11 protein-coding genes are annotated in these 11,959 nt (G+C 39.4%); 2 read left to right on the top strand and 9 right to left on the bottom strand.

The features are described from left to right. Position 1: 1 nt before the first annotated feature. The 3 genes from FTT77_RS09980 to FTT77_RS09970 are packed head-to-tail and all read right to left on the bottom strand — an operon-like array spanning position 2 to position 4,591. Positions 2–1,684, bottom strand: coding sequence for an AAA family ATPase (locus FTT77_RS09980; protein WP_180091953.1), 1,683 nt, complete (start codon positions 1,682–1,684; stop codon positions 2–4). Further along, a complete protein-coding gene (locus tag FTT77_RS09975) occupies positions 1,681–3,801 on the bottom strand; it encodes a Mu transposase C-terminal domain-containing protein (protein WP_180109285.1) in 2,121 nt (706 codons plus the stop codon). The genes FTT77_RS09980 and FTT77_RS09975 overlap by 4 nt, the downstream gene beginning before the upstream one ends. Then, entirely contained in the window at positions 3,788–4,591 is an 804-nt protein-coding gene (locus FTT77_RS09970) for a TnsA endonuclease C-terminal domain-containing protein (RefSeq protein ID WP_180003570.1), read from the bottom strand. The genes FTT77_RS09975 and FTT77_RS09970 overlap by 14 nt, the downstream gene beginning before the upstream one ends. Positions 4,592–5,020: 429 nt before the next feature. On the opposite strand from FTT77_RS09970, the gene FTT77_RS09965 reads away from it, so the two are divergent. Both FTT77_RS09965 and FTT77_RS09960 read left to right on the top strand, forming a co-directional pair. Further along, on the top strand, positions 5,021–5,287 hold the full coding sequence (locus FTT77_RS09965) for a DUF1778 domain-containing protein (protein ID WP_039890759.1): 267 nt from the start codon (positions 5,021–5,023) through the stop codon (positions 5,285–5,287). Next, the gene (locus FTT77_RS09960) at positions 5,277–5,762 is read left to right on the top strand and encodes a GNAT family N-acetyltransferase (protein ID WP_180003567.1); all 486 of its coding nucleotides are present in this window, start codon (positions 5,277–5,279) and stop codon (positions 5,760–5,762) included. The genes FTT77_RS09965 and FTT77_RS09960 overlap by 11 nt, the downstream gene beginning before the upstream one ends. A 595-nt stretch (positions 5,763–6,357) precedes the next feature. Here FTT77_RS09960 and glmS read toward each other — a convergent pair. From glmS to ribE, 6 genes are read right to left on the bottom strand one after another with little or no spacing between them, the layout of a single operon-like run. Continuing rightward, the gene (gene glmS / locus FTT77_RS09955) at positions 6,358–8,196 is read right to left on the bottom strand and encodes a glutamine--fructose-6-phosphate transaminase (isomerizing) (protein ID WP_180109286.1); all 1,839 of its coding nucleotides are present in this window, start codon (positions 8,194–8,196) and stop codon (positions 6,358–6,360) included. Positions 8,197–8,208: 12 nt separating this feature from the next. After that, positions 8,209–9,573, bottom strand: a complete 1,365-nt coding sequence (gene glmU, locus FTT77_RS09950) for a bifunctional UDP-N-acetylglucosamine diphosphorylase/glucosamine-1-phosphate N-acetyltransferase GlmU (protein ID WP_180109287.1) — start codon at positions 9,571–9,573, stop codon at positions 8,209–8,211. Between the two features lie 21 nt (positions 9,574–9,594). Continuing rightward, positions 9,595–10,071 (bottom strand): phosphatidylglycerophosphatase A, encoded by a 477-nt coding sequence (locus FTT77_RS09945; protein WP_180109316.1) that lies wholly within the window; start codon positions 10,069–10,071, stop codon positions 9,595–9,597. 22 nt (positions 10,072–10,093) lie between these two features. Further along, the gene (gene thiL, locus FTT77_RS09940) at positions 10,094–11,011 is read right to left on the bottom strand and encodes a thiamine-phosphate kinase (RefSeq protein ID WP_180109288.1); all 918 of its coding nucleotides are present in this window, start codon (positions 11,009–11,011) and stop codon (positions 10,094–10,096) included. Between the two features lie 20 nt (positions 11,012–11,031). Beyond that, positions 11,032–11,481, bottom strand: a complete 450-nt coding sequence (gene nusB / locus FTT77_RS09935) for a transcription antitermination factor NusB (RefSeq protein ID WP_180109289.1) — start codon at positions 11,479–11,481, stop codon at positions 11,032–11,034. Positions 11,482–11,485: 4 nt separating this feature from the next. Further along, positions 11,486–11,956 carry a 6,7-dimethyl-8-ribityllumazine synthase gene (ribE, locus tag FTT77_RS09930; protein WP_067765591.1) on the bottom strand — a complete coding sequence of 157 codons (471 nt, stop codon included), beginning with the start codon at positions 11,954–11,956 and terminating at the stop codon, positions 11,486–11,488. Between the last annotated feature and the right edge of the window lie 3 nt (positions 11,957–11,959).

Raw genomic sequence — 11,959 nt, 5'->3', positions numbered from 1 at the left:
TTTAATGCAACACAGGAGAGGTGGGATCAAACAAATAGTGAGATGATTTTAATAGCTCATAAACATCTACTTCCTTTTCTTGTGCTTGACTGAAAAAATTCCGTAAGTCATTGGCTTCAGTGCTCTTCCATTCTTCTGCTTTCATGACTTTGCGTGATGTTCTTGGTTTTCTTACCGAAGTTGTGGTCTGAGGCTGGTCCAATTTATCTTTTGCTACAGAGCCGTCTAATACTTCCAGAATATGCTGGAGTAGTACCTGTAAGTTCTCGTTTGGATATTTTTTTAATGCAGAAGTGACATGCAGATCTATTGTAGCAGCCGGGTGACCAAAGGCTGTCAGCATACCAATGAGGGTAGAATAATGCGGTCCTAAATCTTTATGCTGTTTTTCCATTTTTAATTCAGATTTAAAACGTTGTTTTTCAACATATTCTTCAATTTGAACTTGAGGGATGGTTAGGTCAGAATACCGTGCAATACGTGCGGGATTGCCTGAACGCAGTGCATCTAAAATGTCGTGGACTGGCTGTAATTGTTCTTCATAGACCTTTTTAAATAATTCTGAGGTGATTTTTTCCAGGCCGATGGTGATGGCGTGAATTTGTACCAGACAGAACAGCTTAACCACTAAATCTGGAATGCCCTGCGTATAATAATACCAAGTGTTTCTTAATTCATCGGTCAGTTCAGCTGGTTGTTGAATCCATTGATATTGCCACAGCTTGTTGGTAAAGGCATACCATTCAGAAATGATCATTTGATCAGGGTCGCCAGGATCGGGAATAGGCGCTTCATTTCGCATAGGTTCCCAGATTAAAGAGCCTAATCCTGCACTGCGTCTAGCTGACCTTAAGTCTTCTTGCAGGATTTCATTCGCTTTAGGTGTCCCAATCATCACGATAGGGATCGATGCCACATTCACCAGCGTGACAAAGAAATTAAGAATGATCTCAGCCCCGCCAGATTTTTTTGTATTCAAATGCTGGATTTCATCAATGATCAGAAGTCCAATAGAATAATTATTTGCGATAATTTTCATCTGTTGCAGCATTGCATTCACATTTAAGCGGCTTCTGGTGAAACGATGCTCAAAGTTAGTATCTCCTAATGCTAAATCTACTGCTCTAAAAAAGTTTGAACATAAGTTTTTTAAAGAGCTGTCATGCGGGCAATCAATTTTAAGGAAAACAATTTGTTTTAATCCTAGCTCTTTATGCTCAATCACTTGCGGGTAATAACGCAAAATCTTGTTCATCGTCGTTGTTTTGCCGCTTCCTGAGCATCCTATAATTGACATGCTGGTCGCAGTTGATTCTGGAGGTGCATATCGGTAAGAACTTTCATTTGATGGTTCAAGTTGTTGAAAAGCGGCGTGTAAATGCCTTTGTCTATCACCATTATTGATGTTTCTACTCACGTAACCTTGCCGGATCATGATAGAAATTTTTTGTTCCAGTGATAGATGTTTGGTCAGTGGTTGAAAAAAATCATGAGGCAGCTGAGCAATCAGATGGATTCTTTCTGGTTGGGGTAAGAAACGTTGTTCTGGAATAAATTTCAGTTTTCCCCGTAGGTGTTTAATGACTGACTTTGTATCAAGGATAGGCGGTAATTTAGTAATGAGAGGATTATCCCCATAGATGTCTTGTATCGATGTATTAACTACTATTTCATTATTATTCATTCTTCATCGTCCTCTTCAAATAATTGTCTCATTAAGTCTGGTTGACTGGTTAAATCCAGATTGCTGCTGTCAGATTGGGATATTTGAGAATTGTCTTGGTTGGGATTGATAGTCTGGATAGAATTGCTGGGTCTGTTCTGGAGATGTTCCGCACGTTCCACTTGGATAGCTTCTTGTTTATTCTGACGGATATCCCGAGTACGTTGTGCTTTAGAAAGTTGGTGTACTCCTACTTGAGCCTGCCGACTCTGTGCTGCATGAATGATTTTGTCAGTAAAATCCTGCAATTCACTGATGGCTACAGACTTTAGTTGCGAATGCTGTTTTTCAACAGTTTTGATCGCTTTTTGAATTTGTTCAGCTTCCCACCAGGTCAGATGCTGATATTGACGTGAGGCATCACTTAAGTGGGCTTCCCAGTATTCCAATTTATTTTCATCAAAGAAAACATAAATGGTATTTACTGAGTATGGGTCAAAACCAATCCGCAACTTTTTCGGGCGGGATTTGGTCGTGTTACGAATAAACCAGCCTTGTTGATGCATTTCCAAACATTGATAGACTAATCCTTTGACTTTAAGTCCTTTATCACTTAAGGATGCATCGATCCTAGGTAGCAAGCCAACATATAGTGATTTGTTATCCACTTGTCTCAACATCCCAGTACGGTGCTGTAGACCCCACTGCCAGAGCTTAAGGGGGGTAGAAGGCAGGTCAGTCGGCATATCGGCACTACGATCGTATTTCGTCAAAATATCAAAATTATTGCGTAACAAGACGCAGCTTAAGATGATTTTTCTGAACTCTTCCAGAGTTAGACAAGCTTCTAGTCGATAATCATGTCCGCCTTTCTTTTTTTCCTTGAATCCAGAAACAACACCAATATTCTCGTAGGATTTAAAGCGTGACTGAATGATTCCAAAAGCCCTCTCCACAATACCTTTGGCATCGCTTCGATACGGTGGCGCATTTTCAATACGAACAGAAAAGTTTTTTTCAAGAAGTTCAATTTGATAACCAATGAGTTCACCGCGGTCTGCAAGTATGGCACCAGGTAAACCATAAATAGGCCAGTCTTCTGGTTGTATTTGCAAGCCATAACTCTGACAGAATGTCACTTTATCTTGGATTGCAACGCTGAGGCATTGTATAGCTGTGTTAAATGAACTGTTTTCCATACCGACATAAAGTCCAGTAATCATCCTGCTGAATACATCGATAACAATATATACGGTAGGTCGGCCAATAATCTGTGATGGATCTCGTGATGATACTAGATAGATGTCAGCGACTGTTGAATCTATCTCATAACGTGCACCAGGACCATTTGCTTGCTTGGTCGCTGTTGAAGTCAGAGGTTTGTGATCTTTCAGGGTTTTCTGATTCTTCAGAATTTCCTTGGAATTGTTCTTATTTCTATATCGCGTATTATAAAAGTAGTAGAATTGAGCATACGTTGGAATATCTCCAGCTTGCACTTGATGAAAGTGCTTGGAAAATAAATTTTTAAACCGAAGATAAGTTTCGTTAATGGATTGTTTTTTGACAGGAACTAAATACTCTTCGATGGCTTTCTTAAAATATAATTCAACCTGTTCAGTAACATTCTTACCTTCATTTGATTCATAGATGCGTGGTCTGCCAATTTTTTTATCACCTATCGTTCTTTTTTGGCCTTTTCCACCTGAGTTTTCATAGTCCGGTACCAAAGCATTTATCGTTTGACCACGCTGCCAGTAGCGTCTTAGGAGTCGTAGAATTTTATTAATTGATACTTCTTTCTCTAGATGTAGAGTTTTAATTTTTGCAGTCCTGATTTTTGCATTGATAAGAACTTGATCATCATTAATTAAATCTTGAATAATTAAAAAGTTTTCATCTCTTTTTTTGAGTTGAATAGAATCTTCACTCAAGTTTAATCGTTTTAAGTATTCATAAGGATCTTGCGCTGGTATCAGGCTTTGATCATCTGAGAGAGTTTGAAGTTCCTTAGACAAAATGAGTTCAGGAAAAGCATTTTTATTATCAATCGCAATCCATACCGTATACTGCGGTAAGAATTTGAGTATTCGGTATTGTGTTGAATTCAAGATGTAAACTGAATTAATTAGTTGCATGGACTGTATTCTCATTCTGGAGCAAATTACTTGCATGAATATCAGAGAGTTTAAGCTCCAAGTACGAAATTTCTAGATTAAATTGAAGTATTCGCAGTGCAAATAATTTTCTAAACAATGCGAGCGTCGCTCCGATACCCATTTTTTGAGTTTGGTCAAAATGCTTACAAAATTGGATTAATGAGCTTTGAGGGTACTGGCTAATTTCTTCCATAAAATAAACTGCTAGATCGATCATGTGATTTGTTATTTCAAGGTCATTTTTTTCTACATACAACCATTTAATGTTCTCTAGTACCGTAGCAGGAATGTCTTTTTCAGTAATCAACTTGAACGGCGTATTGTGCTCTTCTTCCCAGTAGCGACGTTTAATTTCTAATGACTCAATAACATGAGCTTTATTCAGATCTTTGCTGTAAAGAGTGTCAAGGGCTATAGAAAACTTACCAAAATCAACTAAAAAATCTGAAGATAGGGTAAAAGGTATATAGTCAATCGACACTTTTTTCATTCGGAAACGAGAACAGATGGAGTTAAGATCATAGATATCCAAAGGATAATGCTCGCGAATATCTGTAACGTTCTGATTCCAGTCAAGCAGTAAAAAGGTAGATAGCTCTAGATCAGAAAATAAGTGATGAAGACGTTTACTGACACGGCCTTGTACTCTGTGAGAGCGACCAATTGAACTGAAGTTTTGAACAGTTTTACAAGGTTTATAATCGCGTCCATGGCCCTGGCCATACCCTTCTGTTACTAGTTCTTCATAGTTTTTTATAATTTTTGCCATACAGAAGACCTGTGGGTTTTGGTGGATAATTAATCATATCTGAAGCGGGTTAATTTTGTATTTAGCAAAAACATACAAACTTAAATATATTTATATACAAACAAAATTTTATAATTTTTATTTAATTATTTATTTAATTCAGCAACTTAATAAATAATATGGTATTTTAATACTCAATTAATGAGTTTAAAAAAACGTTGATGATAGGCAAAAGTATTCAAATTACATCTTAGTAAACATCGTTGCATATTCTTATGTAAACCAATTGCATATTCAGACTCAAACCCGACCATTCATTTTGGTTCATAGTAAAATGCTTATTTTCTATTCCAAATATTTTAGAACAAAATATGTAAATTTGGATCTTAAAGTACTACCTTAATCTGCTATAATTTGTACATCATTATGATGTACAAATTGGTGGAAAATATGGCTAACTTAGCAACAGAACGAATCAATGTTCGTTCAACCGTAGATGCAAAGAATGTAATTGAGCAAGCTGCGAATTTATTGGGTCTTAGTGTGAGTTCCTTTATGATCCAATCCTCATTTGAACGAGCAAAAGAATTACTTAAATCTAATCACGAGTTAAAAGTAAATAATGCTGATCGTGATATGTTAATGAATTTGCTTGAAAATCCACGCCCTGCAAATGATGAGATGAAAAATTTAATGAGTTTATTGGATGAAAATTGAGGTTTTACAAGCCCATCATCAGAAAAAATCATTTAATTGTGGGCAAGATGATTTAAATAAGTTCATAAAACAATACGCATCCCAACATCAGAAATCAGGAACAAGTAAAACCTATGTTGCTATTGATGATGCACAGGTGAGGGGATTTTATTGTCTATCAAGTACCTCTATAGGATTTGATGGGGTTGATGCTGTTCTCACTAAACGATTACCTCGTTATCCCTTACCTTGTGTGGTTGTGGGTCGCTTTGCCGTTGATCAAGCAGCACAGGGGCAAGGAGTTGGAAAAGTACTTTTAGCACATGCTCTTAAACAAGTTTCAAAAGTTGCTCAAATTATTGGCGTAAATTTTGTTGTAATACATGCTAAGGATCAAAAAGCTATGGAGTTTTATCAGCGGTTTGGCTTTATCTCATTAACATCAAATCCATTAACATTAATATATCCAGTGAATGAAATACCTCATTTTAAATAAGGTGGGCTGCTAGTAACAGGAATAGCTAATAGACTTATTCAGAGTTTGCACATATTTCCTTATCCCTTATTTTGCTTTATGACCAAATACTGCGTCTAATTATGGTAATTTAATTAAGTTTGTTTTATTTTTTATCTTAAGTTATTGATATATCTTATTCATTGTTTTTTATTTTTAAAATTAAGTTTGTATTAATATTTACTATCTTTAATTCTAGATGAAATTAAGTTTGCATAATATTCTTCCGCATTTAAAATGCGAATTCTTGCGCAGAAAGGCGAAGCATACTTTAAATAAAAATGAAATTTTTTCAAGGTGAGGTCAAAAAGGAATGCTTTTTGAATCTAGGGTGAGATTTTTATATATCTATCTAATTGAATATATTAGTAATAATTTTATATTTCTGGTTTGGCTCTAATTTGAATTTAATTATATTAAAAACCCTGTAGACTTGGTGAAGAATCACTGGTTCTACAGGGTGGGGGGTTATTCGTTTACTTCATTAATATCCAAACTTAAATAATTAAATCTAAACTTAATTATTTGGTACAAACTTAATTATACGAACACAATTCCAGCCCTTGATCAAAAATTATTATTCCACCGTCACTGACTTCGCCAAGTTACGTGGCTGATCGACATCTGTTCCACGCAGCACTGCAACATGGTATGAGAGTAATTGCACGGGTACGCTGTATACGATTGGTGACAAGATTTCATTCACACTTGGCACATAAACCACGTGTTGACGATCTTTCGCTTTGATCCCGCTATTTTCATCTGCAAAGACAAATAACTCACCACCACGCGCTTGCACTTCTTCCATATTCGATTTGAGTTTATCCAACATGTCATCTTGTGGAGCAAGAATCACCACAGGCATATCATTATCAACCAGTGCCAATGGACCATGTTTTAACTCACCAGCCGCATAACCTTCAGCATGGATGTATGAAATCTCTTTAAGTTTCAAAGCACCTTCAAGGGCGATAGGGAACTCAGTTCCACGACCCAAGAATAGGCAGTGATTTTTTTCAACAAATAATTCTGATAGACGTAGAATCTCAGCATTATTTTGTAAAGTATCTAAAATCACTTTCGGTGTATGCCAAAGCGCTGCAATAATTTCAGAGACACGGTCAGTTGAAATGCTTTGCTTAATTTGACCAATTTTCAATACCATTAGCATCAGTGCCGCAAGCTGTGTGGTAAATGCTTTGGTCGAAGCAACACCAATTTCAGGGCCTGCGAGCGTCAACAAACTGTAGTTGGTTTCACGTACCATCGACGAGGTTGCCACGTTGCAAATGGTCATGGTGGTGATATTCAAGCTTTTCGCTGCTGCACGCTTTTGCGTATCACGCAGTGCAGCTAAAGTATCGGCTGTTTCACCTGATTGAGAAATACAAACATACAGTGTGTTATTCACAATCACAGGCGAGCGATAACGGAATTCACTGGCAATTTCGACTTGGCAAGGCACATCGATCAGTTGTTCAAACCAATATTTGGCAATCATGCCGGCATGGTAGCTAGTACCACAAGCGATGATTTGCACTTGTTGAATTTGGCTGAAATCTTGAGCTGCATTGGCAAGGAAATCATCACGAAGCGCATTACCATTTAAGGCTTGTGAAATCGTTTGTTTAATCGCTTCAGGCTGCTCATAAATTTCTTTGAGCATATAGTGTTTATATTCACCTTTTGAAGCATTGCTTACAGTCGCATCAAGCTCTTTGATTGGACGATTCACCAATTTACCCTCGACGAATACTTCAATGGTATTACGTGTCAAACGTGCAATATCACCTTCTTCAAGGTAGATAAAACGGTTGGTAATCGGTAAAAGTGCCAATTGATCCGAGCTAATAAAGTTCTCGCCAATACCGACACCAATCACAAGAGGTGAACCTTCACGCACCGTGATTAATTCATCAGGATGGTCGGTATGTACGATACCCAGTGCATAAGCACCTTTGAGCTGAGGCACGACACTTTTAACTGCTTCTAAAAGACTCGGAGTGCTTTTTAAAGCGTCATTGACTAAATGCGCGACAACTTCTGTATCTGTTTGTGAGGTAAAGATATAACCAAGTGCTTCAAGATCATCTTTAAGCTCTTGATAGTTTTCAATAATGCCGTTATGAACTACAGCAACATTGCCTGAAATATGCGGATGAGCATTATTTTCAGTCGGTTTACCATGGGTTGCCCAGCGCGTATGTGCAATACCGACCGAACCTGCGATATCTGCTTCTTCAACGGCTTGTTCAAGATTTGCAACTTTACCTACGCGACGTTCACGTAGAACATGGCCTTTATTAATCAGCGCTAAACCCGCAGAGTCATAGCCACGATATTCAAGACGCTTTAAGCCTTCAATTAAAATATTGGTAATACTACGTTCTGCAACGCCACCGACAATACCGCACATAGTTTAATCCTCTTATTTCTTCAATTTTTGGGGACGTTGATAGTTTTCTTTGGCAAATTGCTTCGAACGTTCTACCGCAAGGCTATTGTCTGCCACGTCACGTGTAATGGTTGAGCCAGCACCCACTGTTGCACCATGACCAATGGTGACAGGAGCGACTAATGAGCTATTTGAGCCGATGAAAGCTGAGTCACCGATAATGGTTTTAAATTTGTTTGCGCCATCATAGTTGCAGGTAATGGTGCCTGCGCCAATGTTTGAACCTGCACCGACTTCCGCGTCACCTAAATAGGTAAAGTGGTTGGCTTTAGAGCCTAAGCCGACAGTGGTATTTTTAACTTCAACAAAGTTACCAATATGCACTTCATTGGCCAAGTTTGCGCCTGGGCGTAAACGTGCAAATGGACCGATTTGAGCGTCTTCACCAACAATAGCGCTGTCAAAAACGCTATACGGTTGAACTTTAGTGCCTGCTGCAATCTTGGTGTTTTTAATCACACAACCAGCACCAATTTCAACGTTATCACCAATTTCAACATCACCTTCAATAATCACGTTGATATCGATACGGACATCTTGACCAACAGTCAATGTACCACGTAAGTCGAAACGTGCAGGATCAATCAAGTGAACGCCTTGTTGCATCAGTTGTTTAGCTTGGAATGCTTGAAATTCACGTTCAAGTGCAGCTAACTGTACACGGTCATTGACACCTTCCACTTCGAAAGCGCGTTCTGGTTCAACAGATGCCACTTCGAGACCGTCTGCAATCGCCATGGCAACGATATCGGTCAGGTAATATTCACCTTGCGCGTTATTATTGCTTAATTTTGGTAACCATTCATGTAATTTGGCATTGCTTACTGCATAAATACCGGTATTAAATTCTTTGATTTTACGTTGTTCTTCAGAGGCATCTTTGTGTTCAACAATGGCTTGAATTTTGCCATTTTCACGTACAATACGACCATAACCTGTCGCATCATTAACCGTTAGGGTTACTAAGCCAATACCTGTTTGAGCAGATGCATCTAATAGTTTTTGTAATGTTGCTTCAGTGATGCAAGGCACATCACCCGAGAGAATCAAAGAAATCCCAGTTTTTGCTAGGACAGGCAGAGTCACTTTGACTGCATGGCCTGTACCCAATTGTTCTGCTTGTTCAACCCATTTGATATTTTCATGTGCAAACGCGTTTTGAACCAATTCACCGCCATGCCCATAGATGGTAATTATTTCTTCTGCATTTAGTTTTTTCGCCGTGTTGATGACATGACCGAGCAGCGGTTGTCCTGCGAGGGGTTGTAAAACTTTGGGTAAACGTGAACGCATACGTGTTCCTTTACCTGCAGCAAGAATAATAACGCTAGTAGACATGTTTAATCCTAGGTGTTTCTATTACATAGACACAATATAAAAATAAATACAGATGCAAAGCGCGGCCCAAAGACCCGCAATGATGTCGTCAAACATGATGCCAAAGCCACCACCGACTTGACGGTCAATGACACAAATAGGCCACGGTTTCCAGACATCAAATAAACGGAATAAAGCAAAACCAATCAATGCCCAAGTCCAGCTCATTTGCCCAAGATATAAAATCGGGAGGAAGGTAATGGACTGACCGGCAAATTCATCCCATACGATGCGGCCATCGTCATGAACACCCATGACTTTGGCGGTTTGACCACAAATATAGATCCCAATAATCGACATGATGATCATGACTATAATGGAGTTGAAAAAGCCGATTGCAAGCCAACCTGGAATAAACAACAAAGCAAAAGCAGAGCCAAAGGTGCCCGGTGCTTTGGGTGCAAGACCCGAACCAAATCCCACGCCACAAAAGGCGATGACTCGGTTAAACCAAGACATGGATTTAAAGTTAATGGCTGGCTTATGCAAAATGCTGGTATCCCTTAAATTTTATAACTTGGTCAACACCGTGGTTGTTATAACGGATTCCCAAATTAGGGGTGATTTGACCGATTTTACTAATGTTTACATCTAATTTTAGTTGCAGAAGTTTTTTATAATTCTGCGGACTTATTGTAAAGCATAACTCATAGTCATCTCCACCCGCGAGGGCGTATTGCCACTGCTTTTCTTGTTGTAATTGTTTTACATCGTGATCGATAGGAAGTTGATCTAAATCAATTTCTGCACCGACGTGTGAAGCAGCGAGGATATGTCCTAAATCTTGTGCGAGCCCATCAGAGACATCAATCATACTGTTGGCTAAGCCTTTGAGCTGTTGCCCCAGTAAGCAACGTGGTGTGGGATAATCTAAACGGCGCTGTAAGCGATGACCTAAATGGTTTAAGCCAAATGCAGCATCACCGACTTGTCCGCTGACGCAGATATAATCACCGATTTGGGCACCTGAACGTGGGACAGCTTGTCCTGATTCTACCCAGCCAAGGGCTGTGACTGAAATCGTCAGATGAGGACTTTGTGTGGTATCACCACCAATTAAACTCACACCAAATTGATCGCAACAATCATATAAACCCTGACTAAAGCCTTTGAGCCAGTCATGATCAATTTGGGGTAGGCTCAATGCCAATAAAATACTGTGTGGTTTGGCACCCATTGCAGCAATGTCAGAGAGATTGACGGCAACAGATTTCCAGCCGATGGCATGTGGGTTTGTGTCGAGGGGAAAGTGACGCCCAGCAACCAGTGTATCGGCACAGATGACCAATTGTTGCTGTGGAGGAGGGGTGAGCAAGGCTGAGTCATCACCGACCCCTAAATCGACAGAATTGATATTCTGACGATTAAAATAGGTATCAATGATCGAGAACTCAGCCATACAACGTACTACTTAAAAAATTAATTAGCTTGTTGTTTTTCTGCTGCACGCAATGTAGTCGCTAAACGATCCAATACACCATTGATGTATTTGTGGCTGTCTGCACCGCCAAAATGTTTAGCTAACTCGATCGCTTCATCTAACACGACGCGATATGGAATCTCAAGATGTTCTTTGAGTTCATATGCACCAAGACGAAGTGTTGCAAGTTCAACACCATCTAAAGCGTCTACTTCACGATCGAGTACAGGGATTAAAAGCGCATCCAATGCTTCATGATTGGCAACAACCTCGGTCAATAACTCGTGGTAATAGCCGAGGTCGACCTTGTGCATGGCATTATCCACACGTGTACGTGCTTCAATCTCATGGACAGGATTGTGGCTCATTTGCCATTCATAAATTCCTTGTACAGCAAAGCGACGTGCTTTACGTTTTGCTGCATAAGTTGCTTGAAGTGTTTGCGACATAGCGTTAAATAGCCTTTAACAAGTTAACCATTTCAATAGCAGTCAAGGCAGCTTCACTACCTTTATTGCCTGCTTTTGTACCTGAGCGTTCAATCGCTTGTTCAATACTATCCGTAGTCAATACACCATTAATTACTGGTAAGCCAGTGTCTAGACCAACAACGCCTAAACCTTTGGCACATTCGCCAGCAACAAAATCGAAGTGAGGCGTGCTACCACGAATCACTGCGCCAAGCGCGATGATGGCATCGAAACGATCTGAAGCTGCAAGTTTTTTTGCAACCACAGGAAGTTCCCAAGCACCCGGTGCATGAACAACAGTGATATTATCCTCTGATACGCCATGACGTTTCAATGTATCAACGGCACCTTCTAGCAAATGTTCAACAACAAAGCTATTAAAACGACCAACTAAAATCGCATAACGGTCTTCGTTCGCGAGATGTAACATACCTTCAATACGGCGAACTGCCATAGC

The organism is Acinetobacter sp. YH01010 (assembly GCF_013420775.1).
Lineage (GTDB): Bacteria > Pseudomonadota > Gammaproteobacteria > Pseudomonadales > Moraxellaceae > Acinetobacter > Acinetobacter amyesii.
This window is presented reverse-complemented; position numbering and strand designations above follow the sequence as displayed.

Coding starts and splice junctions, on each gene's coding strand:
- FTT77_RS09980 (WP_180091953.1), bottom strand. CDS start 1,684: ATGAATAATAATGAAATAGTAGTTAATACATCGATACAAGACATCTAT.
- FTT77_RS09975 (WP_180109285.1), bottom strand. CDS start 3,801: ATGCAACTAATTAATTCAGTTTACATCTTGAATTCAACACAATACCGA.
- FTT77_RS09970 (WP_180003570.1), bottom strand. CDS start 4,591: ATGGCAAAAATTATAAAAAACTATGAAGAACTAGTAACAGAAGGGTAT.
- FTT77_RS09965 (WP_039890759.1), top strand. CDS start 5,021: ATGGCTAACTTAGCAACAGAACGAATCAATGTTCGTTCAACCGTAGAT.
- FTT77_RS09960 (WP_180003567.1), top strand. CDS start 5,277: ATGAAAATTGAGGTTTTACAAGCCCATCATCAGAAAAAATCATTTAAT.
- glmS (WP_180109286.1), bottom strand. CDS start 8,196: ATGTGCGGTATTGTCGGTGGCGTTGCAGAACGTAGTATTACCAATATT.
- glmU (WP_180109287.1), bottom strand. CDS start 9,573: ATGTCTACTAGCGTTATTATTCTTGCTGCAGGTAAAGGAACACGTATG.
- FTT77_RS09945 (WP_180109316.1), bottom strand. CDS start 10,071: ATGTCTTGGTTTAACCGAGTCATCGCCTTTTGTGGCGTGGGATTTGGT.
- thiL (WP_180109288.1), bottom strand. CDS start 11,011: ATGGCTGAGTTCTCGATCATTGATACCTATTTTAATCGTCAGAATATC.
- nusB (WP_180109289.1), bottom strand. CDS start 11,481: ATGTCGCAAACACTTCAAGCAACTTATGCAGCAAAACGTAAAGCACGT.
- ribE (WP_067765591.1), bottom strand. CDS start 11,956: ATGGCAGTTCGCCGTATTGAAGGTATGTTACATCTCGCGAACGAAGAC.